Origin of the sequence: Streptomyces sp. NPDC045431 (genome assembly GCF_040646655.1) — a bacterium.
Taxonomy (GTDB): domain Bacteria; phylum Actinomycetota; class Actinomycetes; order Streptomycetales; family Streptomycetaceae; genus Streptomyces.
Window position 1 is genome coordinate 95689 of record NZ_JBEZAQ010000016.1, and the last position, 22776, is coordinate 118464.

The 22776-nt window shown below is 73.0% G+C and carries 23 protein-coding genes and 1 riboswitch; of the genes, 16 read left to right on the forward strand and 7 right to left on the reverse strand.

Translation table 11 applies throughout. From position 1 onward, the window contains the following. Nucleotides 1-138: 138 nt before the first annotated feature. A riboswitch (cyclic di-AMP (ydaO/yuaA leader) is annotated at nucleotides 139-305 on the forward strand. A 12-nt stretch (nucleotides 306-317) separates the two neighbouring features. After that, entirely contained in the window at nucleotides 318-1100 is a 783-nt protein-coding gene (locus AB0A69_RS26695) for a M23 family metallopeptidase (RefSeq protein WP_361427050.1), read from the forward strand. Between the two features lie 203 nt (nucleotides 1101-1303). Further along, complete coding sequence (locus AB0A69_RS26700; protein ID WP_361427053.1) at nucleotides 1304-1969, forward strand: GntR family transcriptional regulator; 666 nt, start codon at nucleotides 1304-1306, stop codon at nucleotides 1967-1969. A gap of 121 nt (nucleotides 1970-2090) precedes the next feature. Here the strand turns inward: AB0A69_RS26700 and AB0A69_RS26705 are convergent, their stop codons facing one another. Continuing rightward, nucleotides 2091-2372, reverse strand: coding sequence for an HPr family phosphocarrier protein (locus tag AB0A69_RS26705; protein WP_030021209.1), 282 nt, complete (start codon nucleotides 2370-2372; stop codon nucleotides 2091-2093). A gap of 131 nt (nucleotides 2373-2503) precedes the next feature. On the opposite strand from AB0A69_RS26705, the gene AB0A69_RS26710 reads away from it, so the two are divergent. The 4 genes from AB0A69_RS26710 to AB0A69_RS26725 are packed head-to-tail and all read left to right on the forward strand — an operon-like array spanning nucleotide 2504 to nucleotide 8036. Then, entirely contained in the window at nucleotides 2504-5512 is a 3009-nt protein-coding gene (locus AB0A69_RS26710; RefSeq protein WP_361427056.1) for a GNAT family N-acetyltransferase, read from the forward strand. A 40-nt stretch (nucleotides 5513-5552) separates the two neighbouring features. After that, the gene (locus tag AB0A69_RS26715) at nucleotides 5553-6137 is read left to right on the forward strand and encodes a DUF5998 family protein (protein ID WP_361427059.1); all 585 of its coding nucleotides are present in this window, start codon (nucleotides 5553-5555) and stop codon (nucleotides 6135-6137) included. Then, nucleotides 6137-7342 (forward strand): nucleotide pyrophosphatase/phosphodiesterase family protein, encoded by a 1206-nt coding sequence (locus AB0A69_RS26720; protein WP_361427062.1) that lies wholly within the window; start codon nucleotides 6137-6139, stop codon nucleotides 7340-7342. The genes AB0A69_RS26715 and AB0A69_RS26720 overlap by 1 nt, the downstream gene beginning before the upstream one ends. A gap of 43 nt (nucleotides 7343-7385) precedes the next feature. After that, nucleotides 7386-8036: a thymidine kinase gene (locus tag AB0A69_RS26725; protein ID WP_361427065.1), complete on the forward strand. Its 651-nt coding sequence runs from the start codon at nucleotides 7386-7388 to the stop codon at nucleotides 8034-8036. 48 nt (nucleotides 8037-8084) lie between these two features. On the opposite strand, the gene AB0A69_RS26730 is transcribed toward AB0A69_RS26725, so the two are convergent. Continuing rightward, nucleotides 8085-8873 (reverse strand): VOC family protein, encoded by a 789-nt coding sequence (locus AB0A69_RS26730; protein WP_361427068.1) that lies wholly within the window; start codon nucleotides 8871-8873, stop codon nucleotides 8085-8087. 229 nt (nucleotides 8874-9102) lie between these two features. Here AB0A69_RS26730 and AB0A69_RS26735 point away from each other — a divergent pair, with 229 nt between their 5' ends. Next, nucleotides 9103-9939 (forward strand): sulfurtransferase, encoded by an 837-nt coding sequence (locus tag AB0A69_RS26735; RefSeq protein WP_361427071.1) that lies wholly within the window; start codon nucleotides 9103-9105, stop codon nucleotides 9937-9939. Between the two features lie 44 nt (nucleotides 9940-9983). On the opposite strand, the gene sepH is transcribed toward AB0A69_RS26735, so the two are convergent. Further along, nucleotides 9984-11009, reverse strand: coding sequence for a septation protein SepH (gene sepH / locus AB0A69_RS26740; RefSeq protein ID WP_361427074.1), 1026 nt, complete (start codon nucleotides 11007-11009; stop codon nucleotides 9984-9986). Nucleotides 11010-11571: 562 nt separating this feature from the next. Here sepH and AB0A69_RS26745 point away from each other — a divergent pair. Next, nucleotides 11572-12246 (forward strand): hypothetical protein, encoded by a 675-nt coding sequence (locus AB0A69_RS26745; protein WP_361427077.1) that lies wholly within the window; start codon nucleotides 11572-11574, stop codon nucleotides 12244-12246. Nucleotides 12247-12250: 4 nt separating this feature from the next. Here the strand turns inward: AB0A69_RS26745 and AB0A69_RS26750 are convergent, their stop codons facing one another. After that, nucleotides 12251-13582: a D-arabinono-1,4-lactone oxidase gene (locus AB0A69_RS26750; RefSeq protein ID WP_361427080.1), complete on the reverse strand. Its 1332-nt coding sequence runs from the start codon at nucleotides 13580-13582 to the stop codon at nucleotides 12251-12253. Beyond that, on the reverse strand, nucleotides 13530-14789 hold the full coding sequence (locus tag AB0A69_RS26755) for an MFS transporter (protein ID WP_361427083.1): 1260 nt from the start codon (nucleotides 14787-14789) through the stop codon (nucleotides 13530-13532). The genes AB0A69_RS26750 and AB0A69_RS26755 overlap by 53 nt, the downstream gene beginning before the upstream one ends. A gap of 212 nt (nucleotides 14790-15001) precedes the next feature. Here AB0A69_RS26755 and AB0A69_RS26760 point away from each other — a divergent pair, with 212 nt between their 5' ends. Both AB0A69_RS26760 and AB0A69_RS26765 read left to right on the forward strand, forming a co-directional pair. Next, nucleotides 15002-16129, forward strand: coding sequence for a ferrochelatase (locus AB0A69_RS26760; RefSeq protein WP_361427086.1), 1128 nt, complete (start codon nucleotides 15002-15004; stop codon nucleotides 16127-16129). A gap of 9 nt (nucleotides 16130-16138) precedes the next feature. Continuing rightward, nucleotides 16139-16948: an inositol monophosphatase family protein gene (locus AB0A69_RS26765; RefSeq protein WP_361427089.1), complete on the forward strand. Its 810-nt coding sequence runs from the start codon at nucleotides 16139-16141 to the stop codon at nucleotides 16946-16948. Nucleotides 16949-17037: 89 nt separating this feature from the next. Here the strand turns inward: AB0A69_RS26765 and AB0A69_RS26770 are convergent, their stop codons facing one another. Further along, nucleotides 17038-17214 carry a hypothetical protein gene (locus AB0A69_RS26770; protein ID WP_361427092.1) on the reverse strand — a complete coding sequence of 59 codons (177 nt, stop codon included), beginning with the start codon at nucleotides 17212-17214 and terminating at the stop codon, nucleotides 17038-17040. A gap of 345 nt (nucleotides 17215-17559) precedes the next feature. On the opposite strand from AB0A69_RS26770, the gene AB0A69_RS26775 reads away from it, so the two are divergent. The 4 genes from AB0A69_RS26775 to AB0A69_RS26790 all read left to right on the forward strand — a co-directional run bounded on the left by AB0A69_RS26775 (nucleotide 17560) and on the right by AB0A69_RS26790 (nucleotide 21111). Continuing rightward, nucleotides 17560-18213: a response regulator transcription factor gene (locus AB0A69_RS26775; RefSeq protein WP_355356866.1), complete on the forward strand. Its 654-nt coding sequence runs from the start codon at nucleotides 17560-17562 to the stop codon at nucleotides 18211-18213. A 3-nt stretch (nucleotides 18214-18216) separates the two neighbouring features. Next, a complete protein-coding gene (locus tag AB0A69_RS26780) occupies nucleotides 18217-19443 on the forward strand; it encodes an ATP-binding protein (protein ID WP_361427096.1) in 1227 nt (408 codons plus the stop codon). Between the two features lie 407 nt (nucleotides 19444-19850). Then, nucleotides 19851-20147, forward strand: a complete 297-nt coding sequence (locus AB0A69_RS26785) for a DUF4193 domain-containing protein (protein ID WP_003955561.1) — start codon at nucleotides 19851-19853, stop codon at nucleotides 20145-20147. Between the two features lie 13 nt (nucleotides 20148-20160). Continuing rightward, nucleotides 20161-21111, forward strand: a complete 951-nt coding sequence (locus tag AB0A69_RS26790) for a hypothetical protein (protein WP_361427099.1) — start codon at nucleotides 20161-20163, stop codon at nucleotides 21109-21111. A 26-nt stretch (nucleotides 21112-21137) separates the two neighbouring features. Here AB0A69_RS26790 and AB0A69_RS26795 read toward each other — a convergent pair whose 3' ends face one another. Beyond that, nucleotides 21138-21620: a DUF3093 domain-containing protein gene (locus AB0A69_RS26795; protein WP_361427102.1), complete on the reverse strand. Its 483-nt coding sequence runs from the start codon at nucleotides 21618-21620 to the stop codon at nucleotides 21138-21140. Between the two features lie 58 nt (nucleotides 21621-21678). Here AB0A69_RS26795 and AB0A69_RS26800 point away from each other — a divergent pair, with 58 nt between their 5' ends. Both AB0A69_RS26800 and dut read left to right on the forward strand, forming a co-directional pair. Then, nucleotides 21679-22254: a hotdog domain-containing protein gene (locus AB0A69_RS26800; RefSeq protein ID WP_361427105.1), complete on the forward strand. Its 576-nt coding sequence runs from the start codon at nucleotides 21679-21681 to the stop codon at nucleotides 22252-22254. Next, nucleotides 22254-22775, forward strand: coding sequence for a dUTP diphosphatase (dut, locus tag AB0A69_RS26805; protein WP_361427108.1), 522 nt, complete (start codon nucleotides 22254-22256; stop codon nucleotides 22773-22775). Before AB0A69_RS26800 ends, dut begins: the two co-directional genes overlap by 1 nt. Nucleotide 22776 lies beyond the last annotated feature (1 nt).

A 22776-nucleotide genomic window follows, 5' to 3' on the forward strand; every position in this document is an offset into this window, starting at 1 on the left:
GTCCGTTTTGTTGCGGAGGTTACGTGTCTGCCCTGTGGCGTGCGCTACAAAAAACCGTGTCCGTTTGGTGATTGAAAGATCAGCCGCTTAGCGTCTGATGCGCTGTCCGCCCGCCGTACCCGCCGCATCCGCGGCACCGGGCAGCCATCGCCGAATCCCCATCGGGCGCGAGCCCGGGGAGCCGGGGACCCACACGAAGTCCCTGGGGTGAATCGGACGCCTTCGCATCCGTGCGGAGGGGTCCGTAGGAGACCTTCCTGCTCCGAACCCGTCAGCTAACCCGGTAGGCGAGAAGGAAGGAAAGGATCAGCCACCGAATGGCGTTCACCCGTGCCACCGGGAAGCACCGTGCCCCGAGCCGCCTGAGCCGTAAGAGCGCACACGTCGCCGGCGTGGCGGCCATCGCCACCACCGGCGTCATCGGAACCCTCGCTTCCCCGGCGCTCGCCGCCGACGCGGACGTCCGCGCACTGGAGGACACCGGCCTCAACCAGGCGGTCATCACCGACACGCTCGCCGAGAGCGTGGACGCCCAGGCCGAGGCGCAGGAGCGTGAGGCCGAGGAGGCCGCCGCCCGCGCCGCCGCCCAGGCCGAGGCCGAAGCCGAGGCCAAGCGCAAGGCCGAGGCCCGCGTCAAGGCCGCCCGCGAGGCGGAGGAGCGCGCCGCCCGCGAGGCCGAGCGCAAGCGCCTGAACTCCTTCACGCTCCCGGTCGCCGGTTCGTACGTCAGCACCGGCTACCAGACCGGCGGCGCCATGTGGTCCTCCGGCAGCCACACCGGCGTCGACTTCCACGCCGCCTCCGGCTCCACGGTCGTCGCCGTGGGCCTGGGCACCGTCGTCGAGGCGGGCTGGGGCGGCGCGTACGGCAACAACGTGGTGATCCGGATGGCGGACGGCATGTACACGCAGTACGGCCACCTCTCCTCCGTCAGCGTCTCGGTCGGCGAGCGGGTCATGCCCGGCCAGCAGATCGGCCTCTCCGGCTCCACCGGCAACTCCTCCGGTCCGCACCTCCACTTCGAGGCCCGCACGAGCGCCGAGTACGGCTCGGACATCGACCCGGTCGCGTACCTGCGCTCGCACGGCGTCAACGTCTGACCCGCACATTCCGCGAAGAAGGCCCCGGCTCCCCATCCGAGCCGGGGCCTTCTTCGTGCGGCTTCGTGCGGCCATTGGCCAAAAGATATCCATGGATTTCGACCGGGCATCGGAAATTCAGTCCCGTTGTCATAGAGTCGCTGAACACTCGTCACATCGGTCGGACGCACGCTGTTTCGCGCGCATTACGTCGGAGGTTCGGTATGCGCATTCCCGCGCACTCGGTATGCACGGCGATTCGCGACGACATCGTCTCCGGCGTCTTCCCGCGCGGCGCCCGCCTCACCGAGGAGCAGCTGGCGCGCCGCTACGGCGTCTCCCGCGTCCCGGTCCGCGAGGCCCTGCGGACGCTGGAGTCCGAGGGCTTCGTCACCACCCGCCGCCACGCCGGGGCGTGCGTCGCCGAGCCCACCGAGCAGGAGGCGGCCGACCTGCTGGAGGTCCGGGCGCTGCTGGAGCCGCTCGGTGCGGCGCGCGCGGCCCAGCGGCGTACCGAGGCGCACCTCAAGGTGTTGCGGGGCCTGGTCAGACTGGGCCAGGAGCGGGCGCGCCGGGGTCAGGGGGAGGACCTGCGGGCGCTCGGCGGCTGGTTCCACGAGACGCTCGCCCAGGCCTCCGGCAGTCCGGGCCTGACCGCCCTGCTGACCCAGCTGCGCCACAAGATCGCCTGGATGTACGCGGTCGAGCAGCCGGCGGCGCCCGTGGAGGCGTGGGCCGAGCACGGCGCGATCGTCGACGCGGTGGCGCGCGGCGACGCGGAACGGGCCCGGGCGCTCACCGCCCTGCACACCGAACGCTCGCTCGGCGCGCACCGGCTGCGTGTGAGGACTCCGCAACATCGCGTCAACACGGCGAGCGCCCGCATTTAACAGCGAGACCGTATACAGAAAGATTCACCGAAACGAAAAGCGGAGCCGTATCACCCGGGAATTCCGGGGCGATACGGCTCCGCTGCGATATCAGGCAGGCGCCGGAGATATCCGAGACGGATCAGACGGTCTCGGGAAGCTCCTCGAGCCCTTCGGCGACCAGCTTCGCCAGGCGGTCCAGAGCGGCGTCCGCGCCCTCCGCGTCCGACGCGAGCACGATCTCCTCGCCGCCCTGCGCACCCAGGCCGAGGACCGCGAGCATCGACGCGGCGTTCACCGGGTTGCCGTCGGCCTTGGCGATCGTCACGGGGACGCCGGCGGCCGTGGCGGCACGGACGAAGATGGAGGCGGGGCGGGCGTGCAGGCCCTCGGCCCAGCCGACGTTGACGCGGCGCTCAGCCATGGTGTTGCCCTTCGAGTTCAGGGGGTTGTCTAGACCACTCTCTCATGTTCTCCGGTGTGCATGCGAACCTGATCAATGTGCCCTGTCCACAGCACCTCCGCGACCGGTGCCCCGCACCGTAACCTGGGCCCATGCGGACCCCGTCGGATCAGCCGGAACATGCGTACCCCGACCACTGGGAAGCCGATGTCGTGCTGCGCGACGGCGGCACCGCGCGGATCAGGCCCATCACCCCGGACGACGCGGAACGCCTGGTCAGCTTCTACGAGCAGGTCTCCGACGAGTCGAAGTACTACCGGTTTTTCGCACCCTACCCCCGCCTCTCCGCCAAGGACGTGCACCGCTTCACGCACCACGACTACGTGGACCGGGTGGGCCTCGCCGCGACCGTCGGAGGCGAGTTCATCGCGACCGTCCGCTACGACCGGATCGACGAGCGCGGCCTGCCCGCCGGCGCCCCCGCGGACGAGGCCGAGGTCGCCTTCCTCGTCCAGGACGCCCACCAGGGGAGAGGCGTGGCCTCCGCGCTCCTCGAACACATCGCGGCGGTGGCGCGGGAACGCGACATCCGGCGGTTCGCGGCGGAGGTGCTGCCCGCCAACACCAAGATGATCAAGGTCTTCACGGACGCCGGGTACACCCAGAAGCGCAGCTTCGAGGACGGCGCCGTCCGCCTCCACCTCGACCTGGAGCCCACCGACCGCTCCCTCGCCGTCCAGCGCGCCCGCGAGCAGCGCGCCGAGGCCCGCTCCGTGCAGCGCCTGCTCGCCCCCGGCTCCCTCGCCGTCATCGGCGCGGGCCGCACACCCGGCGGCGTCGGCCGCACGGTCCTGCGCAACCTCCTCGACGCCGGATACACCGGCCGTACGTACGCCGTGAACCGCGCCCTGCCCGAGGGCGAGTCCGTCATGGACGGGGTCCCCGCCTTCCGTTCGGTCGCCGACATCGCCGAGCCCGTGGACCTGGCCGTGCTCGCCGTCCCCGCCGAGCGCGTGCCGGAAGCCGTCGCCGCCTGCGGGGAGCACGGCGTCCAGGGGCTGGTCGTCCTCTCCGCCGGGTACGCCGAGCAGGGCGCCGAAGGGCGGGAGCGCCAGCGGGAGCTGGTCCGCCAGGCCCGCTCGTACGGCATGCGCATCATCGGCCCGAACGCCTTCGGCATCATCAACACCGCCCCCGGCGTGCGGCTGAACGCCTCCCTGGCGCCGCACCCGCCGGCGCGGGGCCGGATCGGGCTCTTCACCCAGTCCGGCGCGATCGGCATCGCGCTGCTGGCGGGGCTGCACCGGCGCGGGGCGGGCCTGTCGACCTTCGTCTCGGCCGGAAACCGGGCGGACGTGTCCGGCAACGACATCCTGCAGTACTGGTACGAGGACGCCGACACGGACGTCGTCCTGCTGTACCTCGAATCGATCGGGAACCCGCGGAAGTTCACCCGGCTCGCACGGCGCACGGCGGCGGTGAAGCCGGTCGTCGTGGTCCAGGGCGCCCGCCACAGCGGCAGCGCGCCGCCCGGCCACGCGGTGCCCGTCACCCGCATCCCGTACGCCACGGTGTCCGCCCTCCTCCGGCAGGCGGGCGTCATCCGCGTCGACACCGTCACCGAGCTGGTCGACGCGGGCCTCCTCCTCGCCGGCCAGCCGCTCCCGGCCGGCCCCCGGGTGGCGATCCTCGGCAACTCCGAGTCCCTCGGCCTCCTGACGTACGACGCCTGCCTGACGGAGGGCCTGCGACCGCTGCGGCCCCGCGACCTGACGACCGCCGCCACGCCCGAGGACTTCCGCGCGGCGCTGGCGGAGGCGCTGCGCGACGACGCGTGTGACGCCGTGGTGGTCACCGCGATCCCGTGGGTCGGCGAGAACGGCGTGACCGAGTCCGGCGACGGCGAGGTCCTCGCGGCCGCCCTGCGCGCCGCGTCCGCGACGGCGCCGACGAAGCCGGTCCTGGTGGTCCACGTCGAAATGGGCGCCCTGGCCGACGCCCTGTCCGCCGCCGCCGGCACGGCACCCCCGCCGAGGGCCCCCGCGCCCTCTGACGCGGACCACCGGCCGGGGCCCGCGGGCGGCGCGGTCGCCGGAGCCGGCGCGGTCCCGGCGGGCCGGGGGGCCTCGGCCCCCGTGCCCCCGGAGGGCTTCGGGAAGGGGCGGGGTGGGGGAGACCCCCTCCCTGCTCCGGCCCCGTCCCCCCAGGCACCGGCACACCCCGACGGCGCCCACCGCATCCCCGCCTACCCCGCCGCCGAGCGGGCCGCCCGTGCGCTCGCGCAGGCCGTGCGGTACGCGCGGTGGCGGCGGGAGGCCGCCGAGCCCGGGCGGGTGCCCCACTACGACGGGATCGACGAGGCGGGGGCCGCCGCGCAGATCGAGCGCCTGCTCGCCGATGGCGACGGCGACGGTGGCGGCAGCGGTGGCAGTGGCGGCGGCAACCACGGCGGCGACCGCACGGCACAGCGGAGCGGCGTCACCCTCGACGCCGCGGCCGCCCGCGAGCTGCTCGGGAGGTACGGCATCGACGTACGCCCCGCCCTCGCCGCCCCCACGCCCGACGACGCCGTCCGCGCCGCCGAGCGCCTCGGCTACCCCGTCGCGCTCAAGACCACCGCGCCCCACCTGCGCCACCGCCCCGACCTCGGCGGCGTACGCCTCGACCTGGCCACCGAGGAACAGCTGCGCGCCGCATACGCCGAGCTGACCGAGACGCTCGGCAAGCCCGCGGAGCTCCAGCCGGTCGTGCAGGCCATGGCGCCGCGCGGCGTCGACACCGTCGTGCGCGCCGCCATCGACCCGGGCGTGGGCGCCGTGCTGTCCTTCGGCCTCGCGGGCGCACCCTCCGAGCTGCTCGGCGACACCGCGCACCGGCTGGTTCCGGCCACCGACCGGGACGTCGCCGAGCAGATCCGCTCCATCCGCACGGCGCCGCTGCTGTTCGGCTGGCGCGGCTCGGACCCGGTCGACACCCCCGCCCTCGAAGAGCTGCTGCTGCGGGTCTCCCGGCTCGTCGACGACCACCCGGAGATCGTCTCCATCGGCCTGGAGCCGGTCGTCGTCGCCCCGCGCGGCCTGTCCGTCCTCGGCGCGGCCGTCCGCCTCGCGCCGCCTCCGGCCCGTACCGACCTGGGCCCGCGGCGGCTCCCGAACTACTGAGGGGGCGGGCGTGTCCTACCGGCCCCGTAGGATGGAGCTCATGGCGAAGACCGGTACGACGACCCAGGGGCTGCGCGCGGCGATCGAGCGCAGCGGCTACTACCCGGCCCTCGTGGCCGAGGCGGTGGAGGCCGCCGTGGGCGGCGAGCCCATCGCCTCGTACCTGGTTCACCAGGAGACCACGTTCGACGCCAACGAGGTGCGCCGTCACGTCACCGTCCTCGTCCTGACGTCCACCCGCTTCATCGTCAGCCACACCGACGAGCAGAACGCCGACACCAGCTCCCCGACGCCGTACGCCACGACCTCGACCGAGTCCGTGAAGCTCGGCCGGATCTCGTCCGTGGTGCTCAGCCGCGTCGTGGCGAACCCGGAGTCGTACACCCCGGGCACCCTGCCCCGCGAGGTGGTCCTCAACATCGGCTGGGGCGCGGTCTCCCGCATCGACCTGGAGCCCGCCGCCTGCGGCGACCCGAACTGCGAGGCCGACCACGGCTACACCGGCAACGCCACCGCGGACGACCTGAGCCTGCGCGTGAGCGAGGCCGGCGACGGCCCCGAGACGGTCCGCCAGGCCCTCGCCTTCGCGCAGGCCCTGTCCGAGGCCACCGCGGCCACCCGCTGATGGTGCAGCCCACCGCGACGGCCGCCGCCTGGCCCGACGACCCGACGCCGCTCGCCCTCGACACCGCGCCCGTACCGGAGTACGGCTCCGGCTCCCTCGCCGACCTGCTGCCCACGCTCGTGGCGGCGCAGGGCGTCCCGGGGTGCGACCACCGCATCGCGGAGCTGGCGCCCGCCGACCGGAACTGCGTGTTCCTGATCGACGGCCTCGGCTGGGAGCAGATCAAGGCGCACCCGGACGAGGCCCCCTACCTCACCTCGCTGCTCGCCACCTCGCGCGGCGGCACCGGGCGGCCCCTCACCGCCGGCTTCCCGGCCACCACGGCCACCTCGCTGGCCTCCGTCGGTACGGGCCTGCCGCCCGGCGCGCACGGCCTGACGGGCTACACCGTGCGGGACCCGGACACCGGCGCGCTGATGAACCAGCTGCGCTGGCGGCCCTGGACGCCGCCGCACGTGTGGCAGCCGTACCCCACCGTCTTCCAGCTCGCCGACGCGGCCGGCGTCCACACGGCGCAGGTCTCGTCGCCGGCCTTCCAGGACACGCCGCTCACCAAGATCGCGCTCAGCGGCGGAACGTTTCACGGGCGGCTCTCGGGCGACGAGCGCATGGACTTCGCCGCCGAGCAGCTCGCCGCCGGCGACCGTTCGCTGGTCTACACGTACTACAGCGAGCTCGACGGCAGCGGCCACCGCCACGGCATCGACTCCGACTCCTGGCGCGGCCAGCTGATGTGCGTGGACCGGCTCGTCCAGCGCCTGGTCGAGCAGCTGCCACCGCGCTCCGCGCTGTACGTCACCGCCGACCACGGCATGGTGGACATCCCGTTCGACGAGCAGTCCCGGATCGACTTCGACGAGGACTGGGAGCTGCGTGCCGGAGTCGCCCTGCTGGGCGGCGAGGGCCGGGCCCGCCACGTGTACGCCGTGCCGGGAGCCGAGGCCGACGTGCTGGCCTGCTGGCGCGAGGTGCTCGGCGAGCAGTTCTGGGTGGCGAGCCGCGAGGAGGCGATCGCGGCGGGCTGGTTCGGACCCGGGATCGACGAGCGGGTGTACGGCCGGATCGGCGACGTCGTCGCCGCCGCACACGACGACGTCGTGATCACCGCGTCCGTCAACGAGCCGCACGAGTCCGTGATGGCGGGCATGCACGGCTCGATGACCCCGGCCGAGCAGCTCGTCCCCCTCCTCGAAGTCCGTTCCTGACCCCCGCTTCCCCCTCCACGACCCGAAAGGCCGTCACTTTCCCATGCCCGAGTTGGTGTTCTTCTCCGGAACGATGGACTGCGGAAAGAGCACCCTCGCTCTGCAGATCGAGCACAACCGTTCCGCCCGGGGCCTCCAGGGCATGATCTTCACGCGTGACGACCGCGCCGGCCAGGGCAAGCTCTCCTCGCGCCTCGGCCTGGTGACGGAGGCGGTCGAGGCGGGCCCGGGCATGGACCTGTACGGCCACCTGGTGGACCAGATGTCGAAGGGCGGCAAGGTCGACTACGTCATCGTCGACGAGGCGCAGTTCCTCGCGCCCGAGCAGATCGACCAGCTGGCGCGCGTCGTCGACGACCTGGAGCTGGACGTCTTCGCCTTCGGCATCACCACGGACTTCCGCACCAAGCTCTTCCCCGGCTCCCAGCGGCTGATCGAGCTGGCGGACCGTGTCGAGACCCTCCAGGTCGAGGCGATGTGCTGGTGCGGGGCGCGCGCCACGCACAACGCCCGCACGGTGGGCGGCGAGATGGTCGTCGAGGGTGAACAGGTCGTCGTGGGCGACGTCAACCGCCCGGCCGGTGAGGTCGGGTACGAGGTCCTGTGCCGCCGTCACCACCGCAAGCGGATGACGAGCGCCGCGGCGCGCGCCGCCGCCCTCTCCCCGGACGTCCTGCCGGTCACGCCCGCCTGACGCTGCCCTCCGGCGCTCCCGGGCCGGCCGCCCGGGGCGCGACCGCTCTCAGCGGTCGCCGGCCGACCGTACGACCGTGAAGACCGCGCCCTCCGGGTCCGCTACCGTCGCGTGCCGGCCTCTGGGGCCGTCGCGCGGGGGCTCCACCACCCGACCGCCCAGCTCGGCGACCCGTCGCGCCGCGTCGTCCGCGTCCGCCACCTCGAACCAGGTCATCCAGTGCGCGCCCCGGTCCCGCGGCAGCGCCGTGCCGACGCCGTGCAGCGAGGCCACCGGGCGGTCGTCCAGCCTCAGCGTCACCACGTCCGCGTCCACGTCGGCGTCGGCGGAGGCGAGTGGCTCCAGCTCGTACCCGAACACCGTCTTGTAGAACTTGCCGACGGCCTCGGTCTCCTGCGTCAGCAGCTCGTTCCAGACCGGGGTGCCGTGCCTGCCCGCCACCGCCGTACCGAGGTGCGAGGCGGCCTGCCAGACCCCGAAGACGGCGCCCGTGGGATCGGAGCAGATCACCATGCGGCCGGCGTCGGCGGCGTCCAGCGGCCCCACGGCGACCGTGCCGCCGCTGCACCGGATCGATTCGGCGCTCTCGTCGGCGTCGTCCGACGCCAGGTACGGCGTCCACGCCGTCGGCAGGCCCCGGTCGCCCGGGTGCTGGCCGATGCCGGCGACCTCCTCGCCGTCGAGCAGCCCGCGCAGGTACGGGCCGAGCTGCTGCGGACCCGGCTGGAACCGCCAGCCGAACAGTGCCCCGTAGAACTCCCGCGTCGCGTCAAGGTCGTGCGCCATCAAACTCACCCAGCAGGGTGTACCGGGCTTGCGCCGAGCCGCCTCGGTCATCGTCACTCTCTCCTTCGACCATCGGTTGTGGCCGTGCGGGGGGACCGGGCGTGCGCGCCGTTCGGGTACCGGCTCCACGCCTCGTCAGATGCTTGCACCACTGGCCGCGCGGTGCGCCCCGGCCGCGCCGGGATGTGGCGCGATCCCGCAGGAGGATGCCCGAATTTCCGGTGACCATCCGCGTTGTGACAGCCCCCGCGCGGGCTGACCCTGAGCGAGGATGGCACGTATGAACCCCATCATCTCCGCAACCGAACTGGCGACCGAGATCGCCGGACCCCGCCCGCCGGTCCTCCTCGACGTCCGCTGGCAGCTCGGCGGCCCGCCCGGCCACCCGGCGTACGAGGCGGGGCACATCCCGGGCGCGGTCTACGTCGACCTGGAGACGGAGCTCGCGGGCAAGCCCGGCCCGGGCGGCCGCGGCGGCCGGCACCCGCTCCCGGACGTGGCCGAGTTCGGCGCGGTGATGCGCAGGGCGGGCGTCTCCGCGTCCTCGCGGGTGGTCGCGTACGACGGGGGCCAGGGCTGGGCGGCGGCGCGCGCGTGGTGGCTGCTGCGCTGGGCGGGCCACACGGACGTACGCGTGCTCGACGGCGGGCTCGCGGCGTGGCGGGGGGAGCTGTCGACGGCGACGCCCACACCGTCCGTTGGCGACTTCACGCCACGGCCCGGCGCCCTGCCGCTGCTCGACGCGGACGGCGCGGCGGCGCTGGCCCGCACGGGCCTGCTGCTGGACGCGCGCGCGGCGGAGCGCTACCGGGGCGATGTGGAACCGATCGATCCGGTGGGTGGCCACATCCCGGGCGCGGCCTCGGCCCCGACGACCGAGAACGTCGACGGGGAGGGCCGCTTCCTGCCCGCCGAGGCGCTGGCGGCCCGCTTCAAGACCCTCGGCGCGACGGACGCCCCGCAGGTCGGCGTCTACTGCGGCTCGGGCGTCTCCGGCGCCCACGAGGTGCTGGCCCTGGAGCTCGCCGGCATCCAGGCGGCCCTCTACGCGGGCTCCTGGTCCGACTGGTCCAGCGACCCCGCCCGCCCGGTCGCCAAGGGCCCCGACCGGGGCTGATCCACCGCCCGGGCCCTGCCGGGCCCGGGCGGTCGCTTCCGCGTCTACTCCTGCTTCTTGCGGCGTGTACCGAAGACGATCTCGTCCCAGCTCGGGACCGCCGCGCGGCGGCCCGGGCGGACGCCGTCCGCCTCCGCCTGGCGGTCCGTCGTACCGATCAGGCGGTCGCGGTGGCCGCTCACCGCGCGCGGCATGAGCACGTCCGCGTACGCCGAGCCGGCGCCGGCCGACGCGGCGGGGGCCGGGGGCTCCTCGGCGTCCGGTTCCTGTTCGGGGTCGGCCGTGGACGGCTCCGCGGCGCCCGCGCGCTCGGGGACGACCATGTCGCCCCGGAAGCTCGGCACCGCCTCCAGCAGGCTGGTCAGGGAGTCGCGCTCGGGCTCCTCCTCGGGCTCCGGGACCGGCGGCGGCACCGGCGTGCGGTCCAGCGGCCGGTCGCGCGGCAGCCGCGCGATCCGGGGGACGAAGGGGAAGCTCGGCTCCGGCACCGCCACCGCGTCGTCGGTCTCGCCGATCAGCGCCCGCGCCTCGTCGTCCACGGCCTGGACGAGCCGCCTGGGCGGGTCGTACGTCCAGCTGGCCGAGTGCACCTCGCCCGCGACGCGGTAGACGAGCAGGACCTCCCAGGTGCCGTCGTCCCGGCGCCAGGAGTCCCACACCACGGTGTCCTTGTCGGCGCCGCGCAGCAACAGCCGCTCCTGCACGGCCTCGCCGAGCTGGGGGCCGGTGTTCTCGCCGGGCCGGCGCACGGGGGTCTTGCGGGCCCGCTCGGCCATGAAGGCACGCTCCGCGAGCACGGGGCCCTCGAAGCGGCGTACCCGCTCGACGGGGATGCCCGCGAGTTGGGCGACCTCCTCGGCGGAGGCGCCGGCACGTATGCGCGCCTGGATGTCGCGGGGGCGGAGGTGGCTCTCCACCTCGATCTCGATCTGGCCGAGCCGGGCGCGGTCGTTGCGTACGGCGGCGCGCAGCCGTTCGTCGATCGGAAGCGTGTACTCCGTGTTGTCAGCAGCCTTCAGCACCAGTCGTGTGCCGTCGTTGGAGACGGCCACGACACGCAGTTCGGGCATGGGGACCTCCCGGGTGGTGCCTGCCGACGTCACCTGCGTCGCTGCTTCCGCTAGTCGAGTGTGGCCTGCCCGGGTGCAGCCTGCCACAACCTTGCCGAGTTGCCCGGCGTGTCGGGCATGGGCCCTGGAACGCCGTTATGGCACGGTTACCTGTTCGCGACGGAGCGTGACCGCGGCGGTCGCGCTGTGCGGCAGGCGTCCGTGCGGTGCCGCGGCGCCGCCGGATCGAGTGCCATCTGGCCCCCTCCCGTTGGTCCCGGACACCCATCGCAGGACCGGAGCCCAGGGTTCGCCACAGTACTCCATTCGGGCCACCAGGGTGGACCGGCGCGCCGTCGAACTTGTCCCGCGGTACGGCAGTTGGGCCCTCGGGGTTATTCCTCCCCGATGGCATCCTTCACAGAATCGGCAGAAACGGAACTATTCGCTTCGCCCAAAGCTCTCTTCTCCTTGCATGCACCAACAGACCGGTGGGCAAGGGGACGAAATGGAACACAAGCCGGACACACGGACAAAAGAGAGAGAAGGGAAGAAGAGGCGGCTGGACCTCACCGTCACCCATGTGGCGGGCAGTGCGGTCGCCGCGGTCGTCGCGGCCAAGCTCGCCGCCAAACTGGGCGTGTACGGCACGGTCCTCGGCGCCGGTGTGATCAGCGTCATCGCCACCTGCGGCGGTCCGGTCTTCCAGCACGTCCTCACCGTTGCGGGCGAGCGGGTGCGCGCCGTGCGACGCCCGCGCCCCGCGCCGACGGCCGCGTCGCCGGGCCCCGCGCACGGCGAGTTCGGCGGTGCGACGACGTACCGCGCGCGTACACGCGCACGCGGCGGGAGCCGGAGCCGCCGACGGCGCTCGCTCATCGCGGCGGCGCTCGTCTTCGTCCTGGCGATGGCCGGCATCACCGCGTACGAGCTGATATCCGGCCGGGACTTCAGCGGCGGCGGCGGGACCACCATCGGCTCCGTCGTACGCGGCGGGGACTCCGGGCCGCGCCGGCCGGCGACCCCGCACGAGAACCCGTACCGGCAGCAGGTGCCGAGCCCCGACCCGGAGCCGGGCGCGCCCACCGACCCGGCACCCACACCCACGCCGACACCCCCGACGCCGGATCCGGACACCACCCCGCCCACGCCGACACCGCCCCCGGCACCCGCACCCACGCCGACACCGACGTCCCCGACGCCCGACCCCACACCGCCCTCACCCACACCGGACGACGCGGGGGCGACCGCCGAGTGAGACGTCAGTCGCCCAGCACGCGCCGCAGGTAGTCGTTGCCGAACAGCCGGTCCGGGTCCAGCCGGTCGCGGAGCGCCGTGAACTCGCCGAACCGCGGATAGACCTCCGCCAGGTACGCCGCGTCCCGCGTGTGCACCTTGCCCCAGTGCGGCCGGCCGCCGTGCGCCGTCATGATCCGCTCCGCGGCGGTGAAGTACGCCCGGTACGGGGTGCCCTTGTACATGTGCACGGCGATGTACGCGGTCTCCCGGTCCGACGCCGTCGACAGCGCGATGTCGTCCGCCGGGGCCGTCCGCACCTCCACGGGGAAGCTGACGCGCAGGGGCGACCGGTCGACCATCGCCTTCAGCTCGCGCAGCGCGTCGACCGCCGCCTCCCTCGGGACGGCGTACTCCATCTCCACGAACCGCACCCGCCGCGGGCTGGTGAAGACCTTGTACGGGATGTCCGTGTACGTACGCGAGGACAGCGCCCGGCTGGAGAGCTTGGCGATCGCGGGGACGGTGGCCGGCACGGCGCGGCCCACCGAGTTGACCACCTGGAAGAGCCCGTTGGAGAGGAACTCGTCCTCGATCCAGCCGCTGACCCGCCCGGGCGGCGCCGCCGGGCCCGCGCTGCGGTTGTTGCGCTTGGTGGTGCAGTTCCCGGTGTGCGGGAACCAGTAGAACTCGAAGTGCTCGTTCTCCGCGTGCAGGGCGTCGAACTCGGCGGTGACCTTGTCGAAGCCCATCGGCTCCTCGCGCGCGGTGAGCAGGAACAGGGGCTCCACGGCGAAGGTGAGGGCGGAGACCACACCCAGCGCGCCGAGCCCGATCCGGGCGGCCGCGAAGACCTCCGGATTCTCCTTCTCGGAACAGGTCAGCACGCGCCCGTCGGCCGTGACCAGCTCCAGCTCCCTGATCTGCGCGGCGATGGACGCCGAGTCCCGGCCCGTGCCGTGCGTCCCGGTGCTGGTCGCGCCCGCGACCGTCTGCTCCATGATGTCGCCCATGTTCGCGAGCGACAGGCCCTCCCGGGCCAGGGCCGCGTTCAGCCGCTTCAGCGGAGTGCCGGATTCCACCGTCACCGTCATCTCGCGGCGGTCGATGCGCCGGATCCCGGTCAGCAGGTCCGGCCGTATCAGCACCCCGTCGGTGGCGGCGATGGCCGTGAAGGAGTGCCCCGTACCGACCGTCTTGACGCGCAGTCCGTCCTCGGCCGCCTTCCGTACCGTCGCCGCCAGCTCCGCCACCGAGGCCGGACGGGCGTCCCGTACGGGCCTGGCGGTGACGTTCCCCGCCCAGTTACGCCACGTGCTGCTGCTCCGGCTGTTCCGGGTCCTGCTCGCGCTGCTCACGCTGCCCCTGCCCCTCCCGCGTCGGCACCGGCCTGCGCAGCCGGCGGTACCCCAGGAACGCCACCGCGGCCGCGAGCACTCCCGCGACGCCGGGGACCGCGTACCCCGCGGCCGCCCCGTGCGCGTCGACCACCCAGCCGGCGGCGGAGGAGCCGAGCGCCACGCCGACCGCGAGCCCGGTACTCGTCCAGGACATGCCCTCGGTCAGCTTGCTGCGCGGTACGTGGGCCTCGACGAGGGCCATGGTCGTCACCATCGTCGGCGCGATGGCGAGGCCCGCGACAAAGAGCGCCACGGCCAGGAACGGCAGGTTCCCGACCAGTTGGAGGGGGATCATACTCACGGCCATCGCGCAGACCCCCAGAAGCCACCTGCGGGACGGCTCACCCTTGAGGTGCAGCAGGCCGAAGACCGCGCCCGCCACGCACGAGCCGAGCGCGTACACCGCCAGCACCAGACTGGCCGCGGCCTTGTGGCCCTCCTCCTCGGCGAACGCCACCGTCACCACGTCCACCGCGCCGAAGATCGTGCCGGTGGCGACGAACGCGGCCACCAGCACCTGCAGGCCGGGGGAGCGGAGCGCCGAGCCGCCCGTGTGCTGCTCGACCGGATGGGGCTTCGGCTCGGTGGAGCGCTGGGCGGTCAGCCACCACACCCCGATCGCCAGGAAGACGGCCGCCAGCAGCGGGCCCGCCTCCGGGAACCAGATGGTCGACAGACCGATCGAGACGATCGGGCCGAAGATGAAGCACACCTCGTCGATGATCGACTCGAAGGAGTACGCGGTGTGCAGCTCGCGCCCCGAGCCCCGGTAGATGCTCGCCCAACGGGCCCGGGTCATCGCCCCGACGCTCGGTACGCAGCCGGCGGCGGCCGAGAAGACGAACAGCGTCCACTCCGGCAGCCCCTGCTGCGCGCAGATCAGCAGGCCCGCCACGGCCGTCACGGTGATCAGGGTGGCCGGGCGCAGCACGCGCCGCTGGCCGTACCGGTCGACGAGGCGGGAGACCTGCGGGCCCAGGACGGCGGCGGACACCGCGAGCGTCGCCGAGAGCGCGCCGGCCAGTCCGTAGCGGCCGGTGAGCTGGGAGATCATCGTGACGATGCCGATGCCCATCATGGCCAGCGGCATCCGGCCGAGGAAACCGGCCGCGGAGAAGCCCACGGTTCCGGGGGCGGCGAAGATCGCGCGGTAGGGACTGGGCAAGGGGTACTCCGGCCGGTGAGCGTAGGGCGCGCGTGGCGTGCACGCGTTGCGTGAGGCGGGTGAGGCGGCGGGTGAAGCGGGTGAGGCGGCGCACGGCGGTACCGCGGTGAGGCGGCGTAAGGCCTTTGGGCAGCCTTGACAGGTTACGCCCGAATGGGTGAGCGCGCACGGCGGTTTTCCGGCTGTCGGACCCGGGTGGCAGGATCAATGCCATGTCCGATCAGCGCGATCCAGCCCCGTACGATGCCCTGCTGCTGCTCTCCTTCGGCGGGCCCGAGGGCCCCGACGACGTGGTCCCGTTCCTCGAGAACGTGACCCGGGGCCGGGGCATCCCCAAGGAACGGCTCAAGGAGGTGGGGCAGCACTACTTCCTCTTCGGTGGCGTCAGCCCGATCAACGACCAGAACCGCGCCCTGCTGGCCGCGCTGCGCAAGGACTTCGCGGACGCGGGCCTGGACCTGCCGGTCTACTGGGGCAACCGCAACTGGGCGCCGTACCTCACCGACACGCTGCGCGAGATGGTGGCCGACGGCCGCCGCCGCATCGCCGTCCTCGCCACCAGCGCCTACGCCTCCTACTCCGGCTGCCGCCAGTACCGGGAGAACCTCGCGGACGCGCTCGCCGTCCTGGAGGCGGAGGGCCTGCCGCTGCCCCGGATCGACAAGCTGCGGCACTACTTCAACCACCCGGGCTTCCTCCGGCCCATGGTCGACGGCGTTCTGAAGGCGCTGTCCGAGCTCGACGAGCCCGTCCGCGCGGGCGCCCACCTCGCCTTCACCACGCACTCCATCCCGGTCTCCGCCGCCGACACCTCCGGCCCGGCCGAGGAGCACGGCGACGGCGGGGCGTACGTCGAGGAGCACCTGGACGTCGCACGCCTCATCGTCGACGCCGTACGGGACGAGACGGGCGTCGAGCACCCCTGGCAGCTCGTCTACCAGTCCCGCAGCGGCGCGCCGCACATCCCATGGCTGGAGCCGGACATCTGCGACCACCTGGAGGAGCTGCACGGCGCCGGGGCCCCGGCGGTCGTGATGGTCCCGATCGGTTTCGTCTCGGACCACATGGAGGTCCTGTACGACCTCGACACCGAGGCCACCGCCAAGGCCGCCGAGCTGGGGCTCCCGGTCCGCAGGTCGGCCACCGTGGGCGCCGACCCGCGCTTCGCCGCGGCCGTCCGCGACCTCGTCCTGGAACGCGCGGCGACGGAGCGGGGCATGGTGGTGGAGCGGTGCGCGCTGGGCGCCCTGGGCCCGTCCCACGACCTGTGCCCGGTGGGCTGCTGCCCGGCCCGGGCCGAGCGGCCCGCGGCGGCGGGCGCCGACAGCCCGTACGCGTGAGGAGACGCCGTGACCGACCCGCGTGACCCACTCCAGAACGACCTGCTGGACCTCGCCCTGGAGGCCGGGCGCCGGGCCGGTGCGCTGCTGCGCGACGGCCGCCCGGCCGACCTTGGGGTCCAGGCCACCAAGTCGAGCCCCATCGACGTCGTGACCGAGATGGACATCGCCGCCGAGAAGCTGATCACCGGCTTCCTCGCCGAGCACCGGCCCGACGACGGCCTCCTCGGCGAGGAGGGCGCCGCCACGGAGGGCACGAGCGGCGTCCGCTGGGTCGTCGACCCGCTGGACGGCACCGTGAACTACCTCTACGGCCTGCCCACGTGGGCCGTCTCCATCGCCGCCGAGCGGGGCGGCGAGACCCTCGTCGGCGTCGTGGTGGTCCCCATGCGCGACGAGACCTTCCACGCGGTCCTCGGCGGCGGCGCCTTCCTGAACGGCCGGCCCATCCGCCACCGCCCGGCGCCGCCGCTGGACCAGGCCCTGGTCTCGACCGGCTTCAACTACGTGGCCGCGGTCCGCGCCCACCAGGCCGACGTGGCGCAGCGGCTCATCCCGCGGCTGCGCGACATCCGCCGCGGCGGCTCGGCGGCGATCGACCTCGCGGACGTGGCGGCCGGCCGCCTGGACGGCTACTACGAACGCGGGCTCAGGCCCTGGGACCTGGCGGCGGGCGACCTGATCGCCCGCGAGGCCGGCGCCCTCACCGGCGGCCGCCCGGGCGACCCGCCCTCCGGGGACCTGACGGTCGCGGCCTCCCCTGGCGTCTTCGAGCCGCTCCAGGCGCTCCTGGAGGAGTTCGGCGCCTGGCACGACTGACCGCGCCCGACGAGGCGAACGGCGCCTGGAAAAGACAGCGGCCCCGATGTCATACCCGGACATCGGGGCTCTGTGCTGCCGGTCGGAACTCAGGCGATCTGCGGGGTGCCGATCTCGACGCCGTGTTCGGCGGCGATCCGGCGCAGGTCCTCGAGCTCCTCCTGCTCGACATCGGCGAGGAAGTCGTCGCCCGTCTCGCGCGCCTGCGTGAGGTGGGTCTCCGTGGTCCTTATGCGCTGCAGCAGTCCTGCGGTGAAAGCGTCCATCGTGCGCCCCCTCGTCATGGGTCGGTGGCACGGGGGTGTGCCGAGGGTTGGTCGATCGGGTTCTCGATCACGCACGGCACCTCTGGGGGACAGAGCGGTTCGTGGCGTGCCACAGACACGGCGTGATCTCGGGTGTGCAGACGTCCTCCCCAAGAGCTACCTCACAGAAACCTCAAGTCATTCGTGAATCCGGTGAATTCCCGGTGCCGACTCCGTGCCGCGGCCCCCGTCCCGGACCGCCCGCAGGCCGCCTTACAGCCGGTTTACGCGCGTAAGGGGCAGGATGGATACCCACAGTCAACAGCTCATTCGCCCGAATCCGGGCTCGGAGGAAGGAACAGCGCCGTGCGCGTACTCGTCGTCGAGGACGAGCAGCTGCTCGCCGATGCGGTGGCCACCGGACTGCGCCGGGAGGCCATGGCCGTCGACGTCGTGTACGACGGGGCGGCGGCCCTGGAGCGTATCGGGGTCAACGACTACGACGTGGTCGTCCTCGACCGCGACCTGCCGCTCGTCCACGGCGACGACGTCTGCCGCAAGATCGTCGATCTGGGCATGGCCACCCGCGTCCTGATGCTCACCGCCTCGGGTGACGTCAGCGACCGCGTGGAGGGCCTGGAGATCGGCGCCGACGACTACCTGCCGAAGCCGTTCGCGTTCAGTGAGCTGATCGCGCGCGTACGGGCGCTCGGGCGGCGTACGACCGTGCCCCTGCCGCCGGTCCTGGAGCGGGCCGGCATCAAGCTGGACCCGAACCGGCGCGAGGTCTTCCGCGACGGCCGGGAGATCCAGCTGGCGCCGAAGGAGTTCGCGGTGCTGGAGGTGCTGATGCGCAGCGAGGGCGCGGTGGTCTCGGCCGAACAGCTGCTGGAGAAGGCCTGGGACGAGAACACCGACCCGTTCACCAACGTCGTCCGGGTCACCGTCATGACCCTGCGCCGCAAGCTCGGCGAGCCGCCGGTGATCGTCACCGTGCCGGGCTCCGGTTACCGGATCTGACCCGTGGCCACGACTCCAGCGCCTCCCCAGGCGCCTCCGAAGCCGACCTGGGACCCCCGGGAACCGGTTCGCCCCTGGCTGCGGCCCACCATCCGGATACGGCTCACGCTGCTGTACGGCGGCATGTTCCTGATCGCCGGCATCCTGCTGCTGTCGATCATCTACCTGCTGGCCGCGCAGGCGCTCCACATCGGCAGCTCGCTGCCGTTCCGGATCGTCGAGGGCCGGCTGCAGAGCGAGATCTGCGAGTTCCCCTACGCGCCGACCGCCGACGAGGCCAACCGCGCGATGAACGCCTGCGTCAACGCACAGCGCCAGCACGCCCTGGACGACCTGCTGCGCCGCTCGCTCTTCGCGCTGCTGGGCCTGAGCGTCATCGCCTTCGCGTTCGGTTACGCGATGGCGGGCCGCGTCCTGTCCCCGCTCGGCAAGATCACCCGTACCGCCCGCAACGTGGCCGGTACGGACCTGAGCCGCCGCATCGAGCTGGACGGCCCGGACGACGAGCTGAAGGAGCTCGCGGACACCTTCGACGACATGCTGGACCGGCTGGAGCGGGCCTTCACCGCGCAGCAGCGGTTCGTCGCCAACGCCTCGCACGAGCTGCGCACGCCGCTGGCGATCAACCGCACCCTGCTGGAGGTCCACCTCTCCGACCCCGGGGCGCCCGTGGAGCTCCAGCAGCTCGGCAAGACGCTGCTGGCCACCAACGAGCGCAGCGAGCAGCTGGTGGAGGGCCTGCTGCTGCTCGCCCGCAGCGACAACGAGATCGTCGAGCGCAAGCCCGTGGACCTTGCGGAGGTGGCCTCGCGCGCCATCGACCAGGTGCACGGCGAGGCCGAGGCGAAGGGCGTGGAGATCCGCGGTGAGCGGGCGCCCGCCGTCGTCCAGGGCAACGGCGTGCTGCTGGAGCGGATCGCCCTGAACCTGGTGCAGAACGCCGTGCGCTACAACGTGCCGGAGGAGGGCTGGGTCGAGGTCACCACCGAGACCCAGGCCGGCCAGGCCCTGCTCGTGGTGTCGAACACGGGGCCGGTGGTACCCGCGTACGAGATCGACAATCTCTTCGAGCCGTTCCGGCGCCTGCGGCAGGAGCGCACCGGCAGCGACAAGGGCGTGGGGCTCGGGCTCTCGATCGCCCGGTCCGTCGCGCGGGCCCACGGAGGCCGTATCATCGCGGAGCCCCGCGAGGGCGGCGGCCTGGTGATGCGTGTCACCCTCCCGGTGTGACCATGGAGGGACGGCACGCAGCCGCGGTCGTCATTGTGTTCGCTTTGCGCGGAATTTTCGGGACCCGTTCCCGCGTTGACCGTGTGTGATCGATCACAAAGGACCGATTCCGGCCATCTACTCTCCGTGATCAAGAATTCCCCCGGAAAACCAGGAAAAGTCCGGGTTTCCAGGGCCCTGGATCACGGGAAGTACACGGGGTGGCGCCTGCAGGGCGCGACTCCGGGACCGTGTACGGTCCCGTTCGCCACTCAAATCCGATCACTCCGAAGGGGTCCGGTTGGGTGTCGATTGAGTAACAGACCTTGATGTGAGGCAAAATCTCCGCCTCAGGTCGGGCACAAGACCGGCCTCCCACGCGTTACGTGCGCTGGAGACACCGCAAACACCCAGAGGGGGAGAGCGACATGGCAACGGATTACGACACCCCACGCAAGACCGACGACGACGTCGACTCGGACAGCCTTGAGGAACTGAAGGCCCGCCGGAACGACAAGTCCACCTCGACGGTCGACGTCGACGAGTTCGAGGCCGCCGAAGGCCTGGAGCTCCCGGGCGCCGACCTCTCGAACGAGGAACTGGCCGTCCGGGTGCTGCCCAAGCAGGCTGACGAGTTCACCTGCATGAGCTGCTTCCTGGTCCACCACCGCAGCCAGCTGGCCCGTGAGAAGAACGGCCAGCCGATCTGCCGAGACTGCGACTGAGGTCCGGTCGGCCGTGGCAGGCGACACCCCGTCTCGGAAGCGACGCTTCCGGCTCCCTCTCCACCGGAAGCCGGAGGCGTACCAGGGCGGCACAGGCCCGGCACCGGACGCGCAGGACGCGTCCGCCGAGCACTCCGCCCTCCTGCCCTCCCCCGGCGCGCGTGACGACGAGCGAGGCCCTTCGGCCTCGCTCGAAGCAGCCGCCGAGGCCGGACCCACGGGACGCGGCCTACCGGCACAGCAGCAGCACCCCACCACCAAGGTCCGACGGCGCCTCGAAGCCGTCGAAGCCGTCCGGCGCGGCGTACGCAAGGGCCGCGACGGAGCACGCGCCGGCCTCGGCCACCTCGCCGACCGGCTCATCGAGAACGCCCCGCGCGTCCCCGTCCGCGACCTCGCCACCCTGCGCAAGCAGTTCCCGGGCCTCGGCCCCGAGGAGATCGCCGACAAACTCATCGCGGGCGCGGCCAACGCCACCTCCACCGTGGGCGCCGGCGTCGGCGCGGCCGCCATGCTCCCCGTACCGCCGGCCATGCCGGCCGAGCTGGCCGCGGAGATCACCGGCGTCGCCGCGATCGAGCTCAAGCTCATCGCCGAGCTCCACGAGGTCTACGGCCAGCGCCCCCCGGGCAACCTCAGGGAGCGCGCCACCGCCTACCTGACCTCCTGGACGGAGGAGCGCGGCATCGACGTCACCAGGCCCACCACCATCAACGCCGCCCTCGGCGGCCGGATGAAGCGCGAGCTGCGCCAGCGGATCACCAAGCGCATGGTGCGCAACCTGCCCAACCTGATGCCGTTCATGGTCGGCGCCGCCGTCGGCGCCATGATGAACCGGCGCGACACCAAGAACCTCGCCGAGCAGATCCGCAAGGACCTGCGCACCCGCCAGGTGCCCTGGGACGCCCTCCCCGAGCTGCCCCCGCTGGACCAGCCCGAGAGCCCCAAGGAGCTCGGCTTCTAAGCCGTTCTGAGCTGGTCCAAGCCGTTCTAGGCCGCGCGGGCCGCGGTCAGCGCCGCCGCGAGGGCCTTAGGGTCCCGGCTGGAGACGTACACGTACGGCGTCGGGTCCGCCGGGTCCGTCACCTCGACCCGTACCGCCTCGGTCACGTACCCGCGCAGCACCATGAAGGCGCGCGGATCGGCCTTGTACGTCCGCCAGGCGCGCGCCTCCTCGGCGTCCAGCACCTCCGGCTCGCCCAGCGCCGACACCGGGATCCGCGCGTCCCCCGCGACCAGCGAGCCCGCCACCACGCGCACGCGGACGGAGCCGTACGTGCTGACGCCGATCGCCGCCAGCGCGCCCGCGAGGATCAGGCCGCCGAGCATCGGCAGCGTGCCCAGCGGCAGCGCGATCAGCGCGCCCGACAGCCCGACCAGGGCGGCGATCAGCCACCACGAGCGCGGGGCGGTGAGACGTTCGTCGTACAGCGGTACGGCGGGGGAGGCGGAAGCCGGTGCGGAAGGCTGCATACACCCAAGCTTGGCACGGTGCGCCCCCGGGGCTGCCGCGCGGGTAAGGTCTGCGGCTGTGACCACTGCACTGACGCCCCCCGCCGAGGCCATACCGCCGGTACGGCACCCCGACGCGCCCGCCCCCGGCGAGCTCCTCGGCGCCCATTACGAGCACTGCTTCGGCTGCGGCGGCGCCCAGCCGCACGGGCTGCACCTGGCGGCGCGGGCCGGCGAGGGCGTGAGCGTCACCGCCGAGTTCACGGTGACCACCGACCACCAGGGAGCGCCCGGGCTGGCGCACGGCGGCGTGCTCGCGACCGCGCTCGACGAGACGCTCGGCTCGCTGAGCTGGCTGCTGCGGGTCATCGCCGTGACCGGCCGGCTGGAGACCGACTTCGTGCGCCCGGTGCCCGTCGGCACCGTGCTGCACCTCGAGGCCGAGGTCACCGCCGTGCACGGCCGCAAGATCTACTGCCGGGCGACCGGCCGGATCGGCGGCCCCCAGGGCCCCGAGGCGGTCCGCGCCGACGCCCTTTTCATCGAGGTCAAGGTCGATCACTTCATCGACAACGGCCGCCCGGAGGAGATCCGGGCCGCCATGGCCGACCCCGACCAGGTCCGGCGCGCCCGCGCCTTCGAGGTGAACCCCTGATGTCCCAGAGCCGTAACCCCGTCGACGTACTGATCCGCCGCGTGGACCCGGAGGTGCCCATCCCGTCGTACGGACACCCGGGCGACGCGGGCGCCGATCTCGTCACCACCGAGGCCGCCGAACTCGCGCCCGGCGAGCGCGCGATCCTGCCCACGGGGGTGTCCATCGCCCTGCCCGACGGGTACGCGGCCTTCGTGCACCCCCGCTCCGGGCTCGCCGCCCGCTGCGGAGTGGCCCTCGTGAATGCCCCGGGCACCGTGGATGCCGGGTACCGTGGGGAGATCAAGGTGATCGTGGTCAACCTGGACCCGCGCGAGAGCGTCCGGTTCGAACGGTTCGACCGGATCGCCCAACTGGTCGTTCAGCAAGTCGAGAGGGTCCGCTTCCACGAGGTGGCGGAGCTTCCCGGCTCGGCGCGGGCCGAGGGGGGCTTCGGGTCCACCGGCGGTCATGCCGCCGTGGAGGGCTGGACGGGTGGGAATCGATACGCTTCGGTCGTATCCGACCGGGAAGGACAGTGAC

Excerpts from the sequence above, each read along its gene's own strand:
- AB0A69_RS26795 (WP_361427102.1), bottom strand. The coding sequence starts at position 21,620 with ATGCAGCCTTCCGCACCGGCTTCCGCCTCCCCCGCCGTACCGCTGTAC.
- AB0A69_RS26735 (WP_361427071.1), top strand. The coding sequence starts at position 9,103 with ATGAACCCCATCATCTCCGCAACCGAACTGGCGACCGAGATCGCCGGA.
- AB0A69_RS26695 (WP_361427050.1), top strand. The coding sequence starts at position 318 with ATGGCGTTCACCCGTGCCACCGGGAAGCACCGTGCCCCGAGCCGCCTG.
- AB0A69_RS26705 (WP_030021209.1), bottom strand. The coding sequence starts at position 2,372 with ATGGCTGAGCGCCGCGTCAACGTCGGCTGGGCCGAGGGCCTGCACGCC.
- AB0A69_RS26720 (WP_361427062.1), top strand. The coding sequence starts at position 6,137 with ATGGTGCAGCCCACCGCGACGGCCGCCGCCTGGCCCGACGACCCGACG.
- sepH (WP_361427074.1), bottom strand. The coding sequence starts at position 11,009 with ATGCCCGAACTGCGTGTCGTGGCCGTCTCCAACGACGGCACACGACTG.
- AB0A69_RS26730 (WP_361427068.1), bottom strand. The coding sequence starts at position 8,873 with ATGACCGAGGCGGCTCGGCGCAAGCCCGGTACACCCTGCTGGGTGAGT.
- AB0A69_RS26725 (WP_361427065.1), top strand. The coding sequence starts at position 7,386 with ATGCCCGAGTTGGTGTTCTTCTCCGGAACGATGGACTGCGGAAAGAGC.
- AB0A69_RS26760 (WP_361427086.1), top strand. The coding sequence starts at position 15,002 with ATGTCCGATCAGCGCGATCCAGCCCCGTACGATGCCCTGCTGCTGCTC.
- AB0A69_RS26710 (WP_361427056.1), top strand. The coding sequence starts at position 2,504 with ATGCGGACCCCGTCGGATCAGCCGGAACATGCGTACCCCGACCACTGG.
- AB0A69_RS26715 (WP_361427059.1), top strand. The coding sequence starts at position 5,553 with ATGGCGAAGACCGGTACGACGACCCAGGGGCTGCGCGCGGCGATCGAG.
- AB0A69_RS26700 (WP_361427053.1), top strand. The coding sequence starts at position 1,304 with ATGCGCATTCCCGCGCACTCGGTATGCACGGCGATTCGCGACGACATC.
- AB0A69_RS26785 (WP_003955561.1), top strand. The coding sequence starts at position 19,851 with ATGGCAACGGATTACGACACCCCACGCAAGACCGACGACGACGTCGAC.
- AB0A69_RS26770 (WP_361427092.1), bottom strand. The coding sequence starts at position 17,214 with ATGGACGCTTTCACCGCAGGACTGCTGCAGCGCATAAGGACCACGGAG.
- dut (WP_361427108.1), top strand. The coding sequence starts at position 22,254 with ATGTCCCAGAGCCGTAACCCCGTCGACGTACTGATCCGCCGCGTGGAC.